Below are 15,928 nucleotides of genomic sequence, written 5' to 3'. Positions count from 1 at the left end.
AACCCGCCGTTCTGACAGATCGTTTCTGCCCGCACCTGGACCGGTTCTGCGGGCTCGCGACCGCTTGTGACGTTCCGTGAGAATTCCGGGGGTGTCGGGGCGGTGCGGGGGCGGCGCGGGGCGGTGCCGGGGTGATGCCCGCTTTCCGCGTCCTCACTCGTCTGGTGCAGAAAAACAGGGCGCAATACGACAAACACACACAGTCTGGGTGACGGTGTCCCGTGAACCGCCCCCGGAGGTCTTCGTGCCGCGACTGCCGCGACCCGTGCGCCTGCTCCCGCGCCCCCGACTGCGCGGTACCGCGTCCGTCTTCACCACTCTGACCGCGCTCGCCGCGACCTCCCTGATCGGCAACCCCTCGGTGGCCGAGCCCTTCTCCGCCGAGCCCTGCGCCCTGGCCCGCACCGCGGCCCACCACTCGGAGGGCCTGGACACCTGGAACGCCGCCTACCCCCGCCCGGCCCGCTCGCTGGACGCGGTGATGGTGTTCCTGTCCTTCCCCGACTGGACCCCCTCGCCCTCCCCCGCCGAACTGGCCGCCGACCACTTCCCGGCCACCAGCCGCTTCTTCGAGCAGGCCTCGTACGGCAGGTTCTCCCTGCGCTCCCATCCGCTGAAGCAGTGGATCCGCATGCCGAAGCCGTCCACCGCCTACGCCATACGGCGTGACTGGAGCCCCGAGGGCCGGGCCGCCTACCTGCACGACGCCCTGGCCGCCGCCGACCCCCACGTCGACTTCTCCCGCTACGACGTCGTCTACTTCGTGGCCGATCCGGACGCCCCCGGCGTCGACTCGGACGCCACGAAAGTCGTCAACCTGGACGACCCGCTGCACGCCGACGGCACCGACATCCGCCGGGTCGTCACCGTGTTCGAGAAGCATCCCCCGGACCGGCTCGTGCTCGCCCACGAGACCGGCCACGTCTTCGACCTGCCCGACCTCTACCACCGCCCCGTCGACGGCAAGGGCGACTGGGACACCTACGTCGGCGACTGGGACCTGATGGGCAGCCAGTTCGGACTCGCCCCCGACCTGTTCGCCTGGCACAAGTGGAAGCTGGGCTGGCTGGACCCGCGCCAGGTGCTGTGTCTGCGGAAACCCGGCCCGACCCGGCTGACGCTGGAACCGCTCGCCGCCGCACCGGGCACGCCGACCGCCCAAGCCCTCACGCGACCACCGGCCGCCGGGTCCGGCGAGCAGGCCGCACAAGCCCTCGGGCAACCGGCCCCCGCCCCCGCGCAGCCCCCGGCCCCCGAGGTGCCGGCCCCGGTACAGCCGGCCCCCGCCCCCGTGCAGCCGGTCACCGCGCCGCCGGCCCCCGCGCGGTCGGCTCCCGTGCCCGGCGGGGGCGCCAGGCTCGCGGTGGTCCGGACCGGCCCCGACAGCGCGCTCGCCTTCGAGGCGCGCGGCCCGGTGGGCAACGACCGCGCCGCCTGCCGCGCCGGCATCCTCGTCTACCGCGTCAGCAGCGCCGCCCGGTCGGGCCGCGGACCGGTCGAGGTGCTGGACGCCCACCCGCGCACCGAGGCCTGCTGGGAGAACTCCGTCTATCCGCCGCTCGCCGACGCCCCGGTCGCCCTCGGCGAGAGCTTCACCGTCCCGGGTGAGGGTGTCCGCGTGGACGTGGAGAGCCGCTCGGCGTCGGGGGCGTGGACGCTGCGAATCACCCCCAGGGCGAAGCACTGACGGCACGAGAAAGGCCCCCCGCTCGCGCGAGGGGCCTTTCACTGTCGTGCGCCGCCAGGGACTCGAACCCCGGACCCGCTGATTAAGAGTCAGCTGCTCTAACCAACTGAGCTAGCGGCGCCTGCTGACGTCGTAGACCTTAGCATCCTGGTCGGGGGGAGGAGAAATCGATATGCGCACCGCCGAACGGGCCGCTCGCACCGCCGCCCACAGCAGGATCTCGGGCCCCGGAAGCCAGGGATGACGGGAGTCCGGGGCGACCACCCAGCGGGTGCCGCACCCCGGATCCGACGGCACCAGCGCGGGCACGGTCACCGCGTCTCCGGTGCCGTGACACAGCAGCGGGGGCACGGTCGCGGCCCGGCCGTCCCGGCGCCCTTCCGCGCCCCACTCCTCCCACTCCAGCAGCGAGGGCAGCCGCTGGGCCGTGCCCGGCGCCGCGAACAGCAGCGTCCGGCCGCGGAACGCGGCGACCGGTCCGGAGCCCGCCCCCTCGCCCCACAGCCGGTCGAGCATCAGCCGCCCGAACACCGCCGGCGCGCTGACGACGTCGAACACCGCGCCGCACGGCAGGACGACCGGCGCGTGCGGCCGCTCCTCCCAGAAGGCGAGCGTGCTGCGCGGATACGTTCCGGCGGAGGCCAGCCAGGCGGCGCCGTCCGGGGTGACGCCGAGGGCTTCGTCGTATGCGCTGCTCATGCCCACATGTGTACCGGCTGTGAGCAGGTGGTTTCAAAGGGTTGCGCGAAATCGGGACGGCAGGGACGCGGAGGGAGTATCTTGCCCGCCCGGCATATGCCACTGGTGAGGTCGTGTGTCGCCGCACCTCAGACGGGGTCGGCGTGCCCCCGTCCGTCGGCGTCGCCCCGCAGAAGATCCCGGCCGAACTCGACCATCTTCTTCGCGTAGTCCTCGGTCCACTCGGCCCGATCGGCGATGTCCGCCGTCGTCAGCCGGTCGAAGCGGCGTGGATCGGCGAGCTGCGCCGCCGCCATCGCCTGGAACTCCAGCGCCCGGTCGGCCGCCGCCCGGAACGCGAGCGTCAGCTCCGTCGCCCGGCTCAGCAGCGCACCCGGATCGTCTATCGACTCCAGGTCGAAGAAGTGCTCAGGGTCGCCGGCCGCCTCGGCGGGCTCGAAGAGCAGGGGCGCGGGGCGTAGCCGCGGTTCGTTCCGACGCGGCGTGGGCTCCGCCATGTCTTCTCCTCCTCGTACGGTTCGGATGCGGACCGCCTTCCATTCTCCCCCGATGGCGCAAGAGACATTCGGCCCGGACTCTCAAGGCTTCCCGACGACCCGATGTTCCCCGAGACGCGCCAGCACCGCGCGGCTGGCCTCCCAGCCCTGGGAAGACGGGATCACCAAATTGACCTCCTGGGGTCGGAGCTGCTCGTGCTGGAGTGTGGGTGGTCTGTGCCGGGTCGTGTGTCGTGGCTGTGGGGGCTTCGGTGGGGTACTGACGTTCTTCATCGAACGGGTGACCTTCACGGGTGGTGCTCGTTGGCGGCGAAGGACCTCAAGGCGCGCTGTCGGGGACGGTCTTTCGCATTCCGGTGAGGCGTGGGCGGTGAGTAAGAGAGAGCTGACGCCGCTGTCGTCTTCGCGGTGGGCGGGGGCGATCACCAAGGCCACGCACGGCCAGTGGGCGCTGGCCCGCCGCTGCCGGTCGGCGAAGGGCGCGAAGAATGCACCCGGGGGATACCGGTCCCGGCGGGAGTGGCATGCGAAGTCGCGGCGGCTGCGAGTGCTCGAACACCGGCTGGCTGTTGCGCGGGCCGACCGTGAGGGCGGCATCGTGCACGTCGTACGCGGCGGCAAGCAACTGGCCGGCACCCGTCACCACCTGGACGAGGTCGGGCTGACGGAGTCCGGATGGCGGGGACGGTGGGAGGAGGAGCGCTGGTTCTGGACGAGGCGCCGGGCGAGTCGCGCCCCCCGCGTGGACGAGGTGAAGCACATCGCGAACTCGCGGACCGGGCGACGTGGGGCCGCGTTACCGGGGCCGCCGCGGTCACTCCGGGAGGTCGGGCCTTCTTCGCCGCCCCCCCCACGCACCGTCAGAAAACCGAGCCTCTTACGGCGTAACGGCGGATATGAAGGTCATCGGCGACCGCTACGAGGAGCCATCGAGAGGGAGGCGGTGAGCATGTACTCGAATCGCCCGCGTCAAGTTACCGTTCGGTTCGATCGAGACGCGGTCCCGGTAGCGTTTCGTTCTTTTCGTTCCTTGCCCAGCGCTTGACGCCGGAGACGGCTTGCTACAAGATCGCGATCGCAGAAGCCGTCAACTCCCTTTGCCTACAGGGCTTTTGCGCTTGCGGCGGCAGCCCTACCCGACCCCCACGCCCGTGCGCGCAAGTCCTTCACCCACCTTCCCGTGCACTTTTTCGCGCTCCAATTTCATCATTCGCGAAAAGAGGGAAGGTCGCTTCAGCCTGCCCGAAAAATGCATTCTCTGTACGCTCGCTGAAATCCCTTCAAAGCTGACCGGCAGTGTTGACTGCGTAAGTGGTGAGTGCCATATTCATCACGTCAGAAGGCATCGCCCCTCGAATGCAGAGGTTCCTTCCGTGCTGGAACGCATTGGGCGCGATGAGGCCCCGATAGTGCCATCATGTCCACGTGATTCCTGGCATGCAGAGTCGCACCTGTCTGTATACGTCAGGTTTTCCGTGGGGAGAGGACGAGAATGAACAAGAAGTTGTGGACCCGTCCACTGGCTACGGCTCCGTTCCTAGCCGCCGTGATTCTTTTCTCGGCGAACCCTGCCCAAGCGGTGGGAGGTTGCCTCCGTGACGGGGACACGGATCAGGTGAAAATCGCTCCGAAAGCTGCTTCATTCAAGGAGCAAGCCAGGTCCGTGGCGCGGCAGCAAGACCGGAACAGCTGGCAAGACGTGGTCTGGAGGGGGACTGAAAAGAAGTGCGCATCCAACTCTCCGGGCAACTGCAATTACTCCTGGAGCGTCAACAAGACCACAAACTTTGGTTGGGCTGTAGGTGGTCAGGTCAGCCTCGGTAATGCTAGTTCGCCGAGCAAGAAGTGGTACAACTTCGTTTTGTCTCTCATCCCCTCGATCCAAAAGTCGTCCACGATCAGCACCACGGAGACGTTCGAGCAGCCGATCCCCCCTAATGGGTTTGGTCAGCCGTGGCAGGTGGTCCAGCGTCGGTGGAAGTCGGGCGACTATGTGGGCGGATGGGTCAACCAGAACAAGACATGCACCTTTGGCCTCAACCAGGCCGGTCACGTATACACCTGGGACCCGAACGTGAGATGGGGCTACTGGCAGGCCAACATCCGGGAGCGAGAGTACGACGGGATCGCGGTGAACGGTAAACTCTGACCTCACATCCGCGCCATGCTCGTCACCCGTAAGCCGGGGTGACGAGCATGGCGCGGATCACTGACTTCGGCTCAGGGGCCGTTGCGTGATCACGTTTCGTCCGGAGCGCCGTGTCGGCCCGTCTTCGGAGGGGAAGTCCCGGTTCGGGCGGGCGGGGCTTTCTGCTGGTCAGGGGCGCCAGGACACGCGGTGCTCCAGGAAGTGAAGGTACGTGGTGAGCATTGCCTCCCAGCCGTCCGGGAACTTCACGAGGGTGCCCAGCTGGACCGGTTCCGTCGACGGGTACTCGTCCAGCAGGTCGACGACGCCCGCCCGGCACACCACCACGCACGCGTGCCGGTGACGGGAGGCGAGGACGCACAGCCGGCCGGTCTCCAGATGGAAGGCGGTGGCGTCGGGGCGGCCGGAGAGCGGGTGCAGGATCACCGTGACGTCGAACTCCATGCCCTGCAGCCGGTTCGCCGTGTCCACCGTCACATCGAGGACGCCCAGTTCCGCCAGGGCCGCACGCACCGCCGCAGCCTGGTCGCGGTGCGCGGTGCCGACCGCCACCCGGCCGGCCGTGAGCGGGGTCGGGTCGGCGGAACGCTCCGAGACGGCCGCCCCGCCCCGGTCCAGCAGCCGCCGCACCACCGTGGCGACCGCGCGCACCGCCTCCGGGTCGGTGCGGGGCGTGTGCCGGGCGGGCAGCTCCAGCAGGCCCCAGCCGGACTCCGCCGCCTCGTCGATCACCCGGTCGGCGCCGGAGCCGTCCGACGGGACGGCGAAGGACAGACGGCGGTCGCCGTGCCCGGTGCCGCTGCGGAACGGCGTGTACGGGTAGAACGCGGCGGAGACCAGCGGCGCGGCCGACGCCGGGAGCCGCCAGGACACCGGCAGCCGGTGCTGCGGCAGCTCGGGATTGTGCGCGAGGAGGGTGCTCACCGCCGACGCCGACGGGTCGTACGACAGCCCCGCCCACTGCTCGCCGCCGACGATCGAGAACGGGTCCAGCTGCCCGGGATCGCCCACGAACAGCGCCCGCTCGAACAGCCCGGCCACGGCCAGCAGCCCGTCCGACCGCATCTGGTACGCCTCGTCGACGATGGCGTGCCGCCACGGCTCGTCGGTCTTCACATGCGCCCACTTGGCGGCGGTGGAGATCACCACCGGCAGCCCGGCCAGCTCGCCCGCCTTCGCCGACTTCCGCACGTTCGGCAGCTGGTCGAGCGCCTTGTCGTAGGGGTCGGCGTCACTGCTGTGGAGCCGCCCCACCGGCAGGTCGGGGCTCTTCTCGGCGAGTCGCAGCACCAGGTCGTCGACCTGCGCGTTGGTCTGCGCGACCACCATCAACGACCGCCCCGCGTCGGCCAGTTCGAGCGCCGCCCGGACGACGAGCGTGGACTTGCCGGCACCCGGCGGGGAGTCCACGACCACCCCGCGCGCGGTGGCGTGCAGGGTGTCGCGCAGGATCGCGTCGGTGGCGCGGGCGGCGGCGGTACCGGGGTCGAGAGCGGCCTCGGCAGTCACAGGACGTCCTCCTGGGTGACGGAGTCGGGGGCTTCGGGCGCCTGCTCACCGGGCGGACCGCCGTGCGTCCACGGGGTGTCCTCCGGGTCGGGCAGCTTCGCGCCGCCGCGCTGCTCGTGCTCGAAGAGGGTGAAGCAGAGCCGGTCGCCCTTCTCCGGCACCGACCCCGCCTCGGGCTCCTTGCCGCGGCCCATCTTGTCGACGATCCGCAGCACGACCAGGTCCTCCGCGGGCCGCTCCACGAACTCGGCCGCCTGCGGCTTCCCGTCCAGCGACCGGTACGCCTTCGCCCGCTCGGCGAGATGCGGCCGGTCGTCCGTCCGGACCGTGACCAGCGGGCGGGGGGTCGGCCGCCTGCCCTCGCCGTACGCCATGACGACGTCGACGACCTCGCCCGCGAAGGCCTCCCCGGCCAGTCGGCGGCCCGCCATGGCCAGCGGGTCGTCGAGCGCCTCCTGGGCCTCCAGCCGGGCCTGTTCGCGTTCGCGCGTGGCGAGCTTGTTGGCTGCGGTGACCGCGTCGTCCCGGCGCGGCTGCGGGGGTTCGCCGGCGACCACCCGGTCGCGGTGGCCGGTGAACGACCAGCGGTCGCGCGTCCACCGCTCCTCGACGTGCGCGCCCTCGGGCAGGGTCCGCAGCAGGTCCAGGCCCGCCCACACCGCGTTCCAGGTGGGCAGCGTCCGGCTGCGCACCAGCTCGTGGATCTCCCGCTCGGCGGCGGCGAGCGCGCCCAGCCGGTCGTCGGCCTGCAGGCCGTCCTCGGCGGCGGCCAGGGCGGTGCGCGCGCGGTCGTAGCGTTCGACGGCGGGGGCGAGCAGCTTGTTGTCGAACGCCGGGTCGGTGGCCGGACCGGCCGGCGGGCACCGCAACTGCCCGTCGGCGTCCCGCGCGAGCTCCGCGTGCAGCGCCGCCCGCGCGCCCGTCTCGCCGGGCGGCGGGTCGATCCAGGCGAGCAGCGCGCCGAGGTGCTGGTCCTCCAGGCTGGACTGCCCGGTCGCCCAGTGCCGGCCCAGCACCTCCGTGAGGGCCAGCAGCAGCGAGGAACCGGGCACCCGGGACCTCTCCCCGAAGTGCGTCAGCCACCGCCCGAGCAGCGGCACGCGCGGGGGTGCGGGATGCGGAGTCTCCGGGTCCTGCTCGGCCGTCCGCCGGAAGCGCATGGAGCGGCCCAGCAGGCGCACGAGGTCGACGCCCGCGCGGCTCGGGACGATCAGCTGGGGCGCGTCGGCGCACAGCTCGACCTCGACCTTGACGCGCTTGCCGGTCTCCGGGTCGGTCTCGGCCCGCTCGGCGGCCTCCACGTCGTCGGCGTAGGAGTCGAGGTAGGGCAGGACGACGTCGGCCAGTTCGGCGAGGAACGCGAACCGCAGGTCGCGGTCGCGTGGCTGCGGCACGACCAGTAGCCGCGGCGCGTCCCGGTCGGTGCCGACCAGCGCGCCGAGCGGGGCGCCGGACTCACCGGCCGTGGTCAGCGGCACGAACACCAGCGGCCGCTCGGACAGATGCCGGTGCCGGACGGTGGCGGCGGGCTGGGCGCGGCCGGTGGCGACGGCCTCCAGCCGGGCCAGGGCGGTGATCAGGGACACATCGCCCCCAGGGCCTCCCGGCGCAGCTCCGCGGCCCGGCGCAGGGCGGCGACGGCTGGGTCCCGCGGATCGCCGGCCTCGCCGCGGGCCGCCGCCAGGACGTCCTCGACGGTGCTCAGCCCGCCCAGTTCGGCCCGCACCGACCGGCCCAGCGAGGTGACCGCGCCGGCCGCGCGGGAGCGGTCACGGCAGTGGAACGCCAGCTCGCAGGCGGCCAGGCACTCGGGCGCGTACGCCGCGGGGACCGCCTCGACGGCCTCGGTGAGCTGCTCGGCGGGCAGCTCGGGGGAGAAGCAGACGCCGTCGGGCAGCGCGTCGGCGATCTCCTGGATCCGGGTGAGGCGCGCGAGCTGGCGGCGGGTGACGGCACGCTGCTTGCGTACGTCCACGGCGGACGCGGTGGGCAGGTTGGAGAAGTCCTTGGGGCAGACCAGGAGCACCCGGTCGCGTACGCGCGGGGCGGGCTCCAGACGGGCGGCGACCTCCTCGAGGGCCAGCACGTACACGGCGGCCTGCCGGGCGGCGGCGCCCACCTTCGCGGGGTCCGCCGCGCCGTCCAGCATCGGGAAGGACTTGATCTCCACGACCGTCCAGCTGCCGTCCGGGTGGACCACCACGGCGTCCGGCTCGAGGAAGGCGGGGGAGCCCGCCACGTCGAGGGCGATCATCGGGTGGTCGAGGAGCGTCCAGCCGCCGGACCCGGACCCGGCGGCTTCGGCGGCTTCGGCCGAGGCCGAGGCGGCCTCGCGCAGCGCCAGCGCGGTGCGGGCCGTGCGGCCCTCGGGGCCGATCGCGGACAGGTCGGGCACGGCCGCGCCGACGGGCGGCGGCGCGGCCGGGTCCAGCCGTTCGTGCACCAGCCGCAGCAGTTCCGCGCCGCCGTCCGCCTTGACCTTCGCCTCGAAGGCGTTGCCGCGGGTGAGGGCGAACTGGGACTGGCCGAAGGCCGACGGCGAGCCCAGCGCGCCCGCCAGGGCCGCCTTGTTCACACCGGCGCCGTCGAGTATGGCGCGCCGCTTGCAGCCCGGGTTCGCGGCGAGCGCGGCGAGAGCGCGCGCGTCCAGCGCCTTGGCCGGTGTGTCGGGGCCGCGCAGCTCAGCGAGCCGTTGCCGGAGCGCCGTCCCCCGCTTCCGAGGGAGAGGCGTCCGGTTCGACTCCGGGGTGGAGCCGTGACTCGCGCTGCCGTGGAATTCGCTCACCCGGGGAAGTCTGGCATCCGCCACTGACAACCGAGGCCGAAGGGGAGGGGGAGTCCGCCGGGAGAGCCGGGGCGGGCGCCGGGGTGCGGGACGCGAACCACACCCGGGCGCGGTCCGCGGAGCGCATCGCCCACGGCGTCAGCAGCAGTCCGACGCCCATCACGGCCGCACCGGCGGCGGCGTCGAGGAAGTAGTGGTTGGCGGTGCCCATCACCACGAGCGTGGTCACCAGCGGGTAGACGACGGCCGCCGTCTTCGCCAGGGGAGTGCGGCCGTGGCGCCACAGCATCACCCCGCACCACAGGGCCCAGCCGACGTGCAGGCTCGGCATGGCCGCGTACTGGTTGGTCATGCCGCCCATGCCGCGCGGGGCGCTGGCCTCGCTGCCCCACCAGCCGTACGAGCTGTACTGGGCCATCGTGTCCACGAAGCCGTGCCCCGCCGACAGCAGCCGGGGCGGGCAGGTCGGCATCAGCGTGAAGCCGATGAGGCCGATGGCGGTCGACACCAGCAGCCAGGTGCGGGCCGCCCGGTAGGGCAGCGTCCGGGACCGGAACAGCCATACGAGGATGGCGGGGGTGACCAGGTAGTGCAGCGACGCGTACCAGAAGTCGGCCGGCACGCCGATCCAGGCGTGGGCCGTGAACAGCCGGTTCAGCGGATGCTCGGCGTTGAGGTACAGGGCCTTCTCGACGCGCAGGATCGCCAGACCGTGGTCGACGGCGGTGGAGACGTCACCGCGCGCGAGCAGCCGGCCCCCCGAGTAGCAGAGGTACACCAGCACCAGCAGGGGCAGCTCGGTCCACCAGCGCAGCCGTGCTGTCCGCGGGGCCGCCTCGGTGCCTGGTGTCTCGGTCTGCGGCATCCGATTGCCTCCCCCTTCTGGTGGTGTCCGGTCGCTGTCTGGTCGTATGTGCGGTCGCTGCCCGAGTGCTGTCCGGGCGCCGATTCGGTCACTGCGGCGCCGGTGGCACGGGATGTGCCACTTTACGGCCGACGGACGCGCCCCTCACGAGGGGCCCCGGATGTCAAAGACGCTGAGATCGCCCGCCGGGTTGCCCCTGTCCAGCGTGAGCGATGATGGAGGGGATCCGCCCCCGTTTTTCCCCTGGTCCCTCCCAGGGTTCTCCCGGAAAGGTCCCCCATGGCACCGCGCATCCTGCTGGCCCGGCACGGGCAGACCGAGTGGTCGCTGTCCGGCAAGCACACCGGCCGGACCGATGTGCCCCTCCTGGAGGAGGGCCGCCGGGGGGCCAAATTGCTGGGGGAGCGGCTGCACCGGCCGCCCTTCGACGGCCTCGCCGACGCCGAGATACGCACCAGCCCGCTGGTCCGCGCGCGGGAGACGTGCGCGCTCGCCGGCTTCGGCGAGCGCGCCGAGGTGTGGGACACCCTGATGGAGTGGCACTACGGCGCCTACGAGGGGATGACCCCCGCGCAGATCCAGGCCGTCCGGCCCGGGTGGCTCATCTGGCGTGACGGCGTTCCCGAGGGGGAGACCCTGGCCGAGGTGACGGCCCGCGCGGACGAGGTCGTCGCCTGGGCCCGCTCGGCCGACCGGGACGTGGTGGTCTTCGCCCACGGGCACATCCTCCGCTCCATCGGGGCACGCTGGCTGGGTCTGCCGCTGGACTTCGCGGCGCGGATCCGTCTGAACCCCACGTCGGTGTCGGTCCTGGGCTGGGCCTACGGCGAGCCGGCGATCGAGAGCTGGAACGACCTCGGCCACCTCGTCTGACCCGTCCGGCCACGCGCGCAGGGGCGGCAGGCCGCCGCTCACACCGTCCGCCACTCGCACGGCCCGCCGCTCACACCGTCCGCGGCGTCGAGGCGTGCCGCTCCAGGAACGTAGAGACGCCGCCCGCCCTGCGGTGCGGCAGCAGCACCCGCGCCGTCCCCGCGAGCATGGTCTGGATCCGCGACGACTGGACCTGGTCCAGCAGATCCAGGACCCGCAGCCCCGCGACCGCGGCCTCGTCGGGACGTCCCCCGCGCGCGAGGTCGTCCGCCAGCTCGGCCGTGTACAGGGCGATGTTCCGGGTGAAGTGCGGGTCCTGGAGGTCCGCGGCCCGTCTCGCGTGCCGGGCCGCGCGCGGCCAGTCGCCCAGCGCGGACCAGCACTGCGCCGTGAGCCCCTCCAGCTCGGCCTCGCCGTAGAAGCTCATCCACTCGGGGTCGTGGTCGCAGCGGTCGCGGTCGTAGAGGGCCTGAGCGCGGACGAGGGCCTGCTCGCAGCCGGTGCGGTCGGCGAGCCCCGCCCAGCCGCCCGCCTCGCGCAGCGCCAGCAGCGACATCAGCCGGGGGGAGCCCAGCGGGCGGGCGACGCGCTGGGCGGCCTGGGCGGCGCGGACGGCCTCGCGGGGGCGGCCCGCGTCCCGCGCGAGGAACGCCGTGTTGCAGAAGGCGTGCGCCTCCAGCGCCTCGTCCCCGGTCACCCGGGCCGTCGCCAGAGCCTCCGCGTAGTGCGAGCGCGCGTCGTCGAACCGGCCCGAGTCGTGCGCCAGCCAGCCCACCGAGATGGCGAGTTCCCCCGCGCCCGAGTGGAGCCGGTCGGCGGTCGTCTGCCGGGTGGTCCCGGCGTCCAGCAGCGCGAAGGCGGCGCGCAGCGGAGCGGCCGCGCGCCGGTAGAGGCCGTCGGCGCCGTGCCGGTCGTCCAGCAGCCGGATTCTGCGGACCGCTTCTTCGAGTGCGCCCGCCTCGCTCGATCCCGCGCGACGTCCCCGGCGTGCCGCCGCCGAGGCGTCGTGGGCGAGGGAGAAGGGGCCCAGGGTGGCGGCGGCCATGGTGGCGCCTCCGCCGGTCATGAATGCGCGACGCAGCACGTCGCTCTCCTCGTGGTCGTGGTGCATGTCGTACGGGTCCTGCGTGTCATACGGCTCGTGCGCCCGGCGCGTCTCATCCGCGTGCCGCTCGTCACCGGTGGCGCGCGCCGGTCCCGCGGGGTGAGCCGCGGGGGTGTCCTCGGTGCCGCGCGCCCCTCGGCCGCGTACGGACGAGCGGGGCGCGAACCCCAGATCGGCGAGTGTGCGGCCGGGGAACATGTGCAGGAACACCCGCTCGTAGGCGTAGTTGGGGCAGCGGATCTCGCCCGCCTCGACCCGCCCGATGTAGCGCGCGTCACAGCTGACCCGCTCGCCGATCTCGCGCGCGGCCCGCCGTACCAGCGCGGCGAACTCGCCCGGCGAGCGCTGTCCGCGCAGTTGCCGGAAGACGGAGTTGGGCCGTGCCGGCCGGTCGGGCCGAGCTGGGGTCACCGTTGACGACGCCATGGCCGGGTCCTCTCGTGCGAACCGTCGAACCATGCCGGACCAGGGGTGAGTTGTCCGAGTGGCACCCTTGTTCCCGGCGGGCAAGAACGTACCTGCTGTGGTCGGGCCGCCATGCGGTGTTTGGCTACAAAACGGATATCTCATCCGCGATCTGCCATGAACTGCCATCCTTTGCGGCGGACTTCCGCCGTAGCCCTTGACGCCATGACGCGTTGAGCCCTGTGGACTACGGGCGGGCTGTGCGGTGGAGGCCGGAATGGAGACCAGCCAGAGCAACGATCGTCGTATGTCGTCGGTGGCGGCATGCGACCTGGTGACGGTGGGGACCCGGCAGGGGTTGGAGGCGGTGGACATCCTGCGGCGCGGGTCGGCCGGGGACGCGGTGGGTCCTGTCCTGCACGACGGCGGCGGCGACACGCTCGGCTTCGTGGTGCCGCCCGGCACCGCGGCGGCGTGGGACGTGCCGGGCAGCGTCTGCACCAGGACCGACGGCCGGCGACTGAGACCCGCCCCCGAGCCGCCCGTCGAGGGCTCGGACTGGCTGGTGCCCCCCGGCCAGGCGGACCTCGCGACGGATCCGGCGGTGCTGCGCCGCGCGCTGGGCGAGGCGGCCCGGCTGATCGAGGCGGCGGACAGCTGCCGTTAGGCCGTGTCCGCCCCGGGCCCCCGGGTGCGCGGTGAGCGCCGGGTGCGCGGGGTGCCGTCGCGGCCTGCGAAAATGCGGGCATGGGAAAGTCCAGGAACACCCGGCGCGAGAGGGACGCCGACGCCGTCGTCGAGCCCGTCGACGGCGGACTCGCCCGGCTCGTACCCGACCGGGACCGGCCCCGCGCCTGGACGCTGCTCATCGACGACGCCCCCCAGTCGCACGTCGACCTCGACGATCCCGGGCACCTCTCCTTCGAGTACCAGCGGCGCCTGGGCCATGTCATCGACCTTGCCGCCCCGGCCGGCAAGCCCCTGCATGCCGTGCACCTCGGCGGCGGCGCGTTCACCCTCGCCCGGTACGTCGCCGCCACCCGCCCCCGCTCCACCCAGCAGGTCGTCGAACGCGACGCCGCCCTCGTCCGCCTGGTGCGCCGGGAACTGCCGTTGGACCCGGGGGCCCGGATCAGGGTCAGGGCCCTCGACGCGCGCGAAGGTCTCGCCAAGGTGCCGGACGGATGGGCCGATCTCGTCGTGGCCGATGTGTTCAGCGGCGCCAGGACCCCTGCCCACCTCACCTCGACCGAGTTCCTCGACGAGGTCCGCAGGGCGCTGAGGCCCGGCGGGGTCTACGCCGCCAACCTCGCCGACGGCCCGCCGCTCGCGCATCTGCGCGGCCAGATCGCCACCGCCGCCGCCCGCTTCCTCGAACTCGCGCTGGTCGCCGACCCGACCGTGCTGCGGCGCAAACGGTTCGGCAACGCCGTGCTCGTCGCCTCGGACCTGCCGCTGCCGATCGCCGAACTGACCCGTCGGGCCGCCTCCGATCCGCACCCCGGCCGGGTCGAGCACGGCAGGGCGCTGACCGACTTCACCGGCGGCGCGGCGGCGGTGGCGGACGCGTCGGCGGTGCCCTCACCCGCGCCGCCCCCCTCGGCGTTCCACTGACGGGACCGGCGCGGAGCACTGCGGAGGAGCGAGGCAGCGCATGCCGACCGGGGGTCAGGCCGCCTGGTGGCCGGTGCTGTGGTGTGTGGCGGGGTGCTGTCGGGCGGCGGTCTTCTGCCAGGTGCGGCACACGGCGATGACCCCGTCGTAGCTGACGGTGAGGGTGGTGAGGGCGAGCGCCATGAGGCTGTCGCCGTGGTGCATGGTGTGGGTGAAGTGCAAGGTGGCGGTGGTGGCTATCGCGGGCAGGGCGAGACTGCCGGCGGGGCGGCGAATGGTTTTTGCGCGCTGGTACCAGGTGCTCCACATCTGCTTGGGCGGGATGACGCTGAAGCGCCATCCGCTGGCGGCCGGTTCGTCGGTGACGATGCTGAGGTGGTCGGTCACGTCACTGTCCTTGGGGAGGCGGGCGGGTTCGCCGGTCGGTGCGGCTGTGGCGGCGGCGTGACGCTCAGCTGTCTTCATCGTCGAAGCCGAAGTCGAAGAGGTCGTCCTCGTACGCGGCGTCGAAGGGCGCGTCGAGGGGGTGTGTCTGTGCGGCCAGGTCTCGTTCGCGGGAGAGGACGCTGGTGGCCCGTTTGATGGCCCACAGGTCGCGGGCGATGACGTGTTCGTCGCCGAAGGGAATGTCGCCGGTGAGGGCTTTGTAGAGGTGGCGGCTGGCGTCCCAGGGCTTCTCTATGAGCTTGCCGCTGTCGACGCGGACGGCCATGCCGTGGCCGACGGCGACGGGGAAGATCGCGGAGTTGAGGACGTGCTCGGTGAAGTGCACGGCGACGGGGACGGCTCCGCCGAGGACGGCCTGGGCGATGGCGGAGCTGGTGTCGCGGGGGAAGATCGGTTCTTCGTAGTGCTTGCGCAGAGCGGGCGCGAGGTGTTCCAGGTCGCGGGGCAGGACGATGTAGTTGGGGTCGGGGTCGGCGACCAGGGGTTCGCCGGTCATCGCCTGCCAGCCGTCGGCGAGGGTCAGTCGCCAGGAGCCGGAGCAGTCCGACAGCAGGGCGGTTCCAGCGGTGACCACGGCGGCGTAGAGGGGGCGGCCGGGAACGAACGTGAGGATCGACAGCGACGTGGCGCTGGTGTCGTTGGTGGAGAGCCAACGGCGCAGGCAACCGCTGTCGGAGACGGAGACGACGGGCAGGCCCTGGGTGATGCAGGCGCGGAAGCGGTGAGTGCGCTCCTCCAGGCAGCCGTCGGCGCCCAGTACGGTCACCCGCTTACCGGAGGTGTTCAACGCTTCGCGCAGGTTCTTCTCGACGGCTTCGGTGAGGCGGCGCCGGGCCTGGACGGCTCTGTCGTTCCAGTATTCGGTCTGGCTGGCGATGCCCGAAGGCGGTCGGTTCCGGTCGGGCTGCCACAGGGTGCGCAGGGCGAGGACCTTTTCGAGTTTCTCGGTCTCGGGCAGCTCCTGGGTGAGGTCCTGGCCCCGGGCGGATTCGCGTCCCAGGGCTTGGAGTTCGGCCAGCGCGGCGTGTGCGGCGCGGGCTGTTATGCCATCTGCGCCGAGGGGGACCAGCTGACCGTCGCCGTCGAAGGGGAAGTACACGCGAACTCCTTGTTCGTCCGGGGTGTGCACCCCGTGGTGTAGCGGTGTGCACTCGTCTGATCTCACTGTGTAGCGACACACCATACTTGATGTAGTCGTGTAGTTCGTAAAGAGCATCCCACTTGCTACTACATCAACGAATCGACATCGATGAACTTCATGAGGTGTTGTAACTCACAGCCAGAGCTTGACTC

14 protein-coding genes, 1 tRNA gene and 1 pseudogene are annotated in these 15,928 nt (G+C 72.2%); 6 read left to right on the top strand and 10 right to left on the bottom strand.

Going from position 1 to position 15,928, the window contains the following annotated elements; translation table 11 throughout:
• The first annotated feature begins 214 nt into the window (after positions 1–214).
• The gene (locus QA802_RS16230) at positions 215–1,687 is read left to right on the top strand and encodes a M6 family metalloprotease domain-containing protein (protein ID WP_334534677.1); all 1,473 of its coding nucleotides are present in this window, start codon (positions 215–217) and stop codon (positions 1,685–1,687) included.
• A 47-nt stretch (positions 1,688–1,734) separates the two neighbouring features.
• Here the strand turns inward: QA802_RS16230 and QA802_RS16225 are convergent.
• From QA802_RS16225 to QA802_RS16215, 3 genes are all read right to left on the bottom strand, one after another.
• Positions 1,735–1,808 (bottom strand) — tRNA-Lys (locus QA802_RS16225).
• Positions 1,799–2,386 carry a bifunctional DNA primase/polymerase gene (locus QA802_RS16220; RefSeq protein ID WP_334522883.1) on the bottom strand — a complete coding sequence of 196 codons (588 nt, stop codon included), beginning with the start codon at positions 2,384–2,386 and terminating at the stop codon, positions 1,799–1,801. The genes QA802_RS16225 and QA802_RS16220 overlap by 10 nt, the downstream gene beginning before the upstream one ends.
• Before the next feature lie 128 nt (positions 2,387–2,514).
• Positions 2,515–2,883 carry a DUF8844 domain-containing protein gene (locus QA802_RS16215; protein ID WP_334522881.1) on the bottom strand — a complete coding sequence of 123 codons (369 nt, stop codon included), beginning with the start codon at positions 2,881–2,883 and terminating at the stop codon, positions 2,515–2,517.
• 303 nt (positions 2,884–3,186) lie between these two features.
• On the opposite strand from QA802_RS16215, the pseudogene QA802_RS16210 reads away from it, so the two are divergent.
• Positions 3,187–3,592, top strand: a pseudogene (locus QA802_RS16210) (IS200/IS605 family accessory protein TnpB-related protein); the annotation flags it as partial.
• 783 nt (positions 3,593–4,375) lie between these two features.
• On the top strand, positions 4,376–5,032 hold the full coding sequence (locus tag QA802_RS16205; protein ID WP_334522878.1) for a hypothetical protein: 657 nt from the start codon (positions 4,376–4,378) through the stop codon (positions 5,030–5,032).
• A gap of 168 nt (positions 5,033–5,200) precedes the next feature.
• Here QA802_RS16205 and QA802_RS16200 read toward each other — a convergent pair whose 3' ends face one another.
• The 4 genes from QA802_RS16200 to QA802_RS16185 are packed head-to-tail and all read right to left on the bottom strand — an operon-like array spanning position 5,201 to position 10,191.
• Positions 5,201–6,541 (bottom strand): AAA family ATPase, encoded by a 1,341-nt coding sequence (locus QA802_RS16200; protein ID WP_334522875.1) that lies wholly within the window; start codon positions 6,539–6,541, stop codon positions 5,201–5,203.
• Entirely contained in the window at positions 6,538–8,127 is a 1,590-nt protein-coding gene (locus QA802_RS16195; protein ID WP_334522872.1) for an amino acid adenylation domain-containing protein, read from the bottom strand. The genes QA802_RS16200 and QA802_RS16195 overlap by 4 nt, the downstream gene beginning before the upstream one ends.
• Entirely contained in the window at positions 8,118–9,326 is a 1,209-nt protein-coding gene (locus QA802_RS16190; protein WP_443042124.1) for a hypothetical protein, read from the bottom strand. Before QA802_RS16190 ends, QA802_RS16195 begins: the two co-directional genes overlap by 10 nt.
• Positions 9,223–10,191 (bottom strand): phosphatase PAP2 family protein, encoded by a 969-nt coding sequence (locus tag QA802_RS16185; protein WP_319168164.1) that lies wholly within the window; start codon positions 10,189–10,191, stop codon positions 9,223–9,225. Before QA802_RS16185 ends, QA802_RS16190 begins: the two co-directional genes overlap by 104 nt.
• Before the next feature lie 279 nt (positions 10,192–10,470).
• Between QA802_RS16185 and QA802_RS16180 the strand changes: the two genes are divergently transcribed.
• A complete protein-coding gene (locus QA802_RS16180) occupies positions 10,471–11,064 on the top strand; it encodes a histidine phosphatase family protein (RefSeq protein WP_319168165.1) in 594 nt (197 codons plus the stop codon).
• A 70-nt stretch (positions 11,065–11,134) separates the two neighbouring features.
• Here QA802_RS16180 and QA802_RS16175 read toward each other — a convergent pair whose 3' ends face one another.
• Complete coding sequence (locus QA802_RS16175) at positions 11,135–12,595, bottom strand: NsdA family TPR-like regulatory protein (protein ID WP_334522867.1); 1,461 nt, start codon at positions 12,593–12,595, stop codon at positions 11,135–11,137.
• 256 nt (positions 12,596–12,851) lie between these two features.
• Between QA802_RS16175 and QA802_RS16170 the strand changes: the two genes are divergently transcribed.
• Positions 12,852–13,241, top strand: coding sequence for a hypothetical protein (locus tag QA802_RS16170; protein WP_334522865.1), 390 nt, complete (start codon positions 12,852–12,854; stop codon positions 13,239–13,241).
• An 80-nt stretch (positions 13,242–13,321) separates the two neighbouring features.
• On the top strand, positions 13,322–14,188 hold the full coding sequence (locus tag QA802_RS16165; RefSeq protein WP_334522862.1) for a spermidine synthase: 867 nt from the start codon (positions 13,322–13,324) through the stop codon (positions 14,186–14,188).
• A 54-nt stretch (positions 14,189–14,242) separates the two neighbouring features.
• Here the strand turns inward: QA802_RS16165 and QA802_RS16160 are convergent, their stop codons facing one another.
• Both QA802_RS16160 and QA802_RS16155 read right to left on the bottom strand, forming a co-directional pair.
• Positions 14,243–14,653 (bottom strand): hypothetical protein, encoded by a 411-nt coding sequence (locus tag QA802_RS16160; protein ID WP_334522859.1) that lies wholly within the window; start codon positions 14,651–14,653, stop codon positions 14,243–14,245.
• Entirely contained in the window at positions 14,640–15,734 is a 1,095-nt protein-coding gene (locus QA802_RS16155; RefSeq protein WP_334522856.1) for a hypothetical protein, read from the bottom strand. Before QA802_RS16155 ends, QA802_RS16160 begins: the two co-directional genes overlap by 14 nt.
• Positions 15,735–15,928: the final 194 nt, after the last annotated feature.

The sequence above is a fragment of the Streptomyces sp. B21-105 genome (assembly GCF_036898465.1).
Lineage (GTDB): Bacteria > Actinomycetota > Actinomycetes > Streptomycetales > Streptomycetaceae > Streptomyces.
This window is presented reverse-complemented; position numbering and strand designations above follow the sequence as displayed.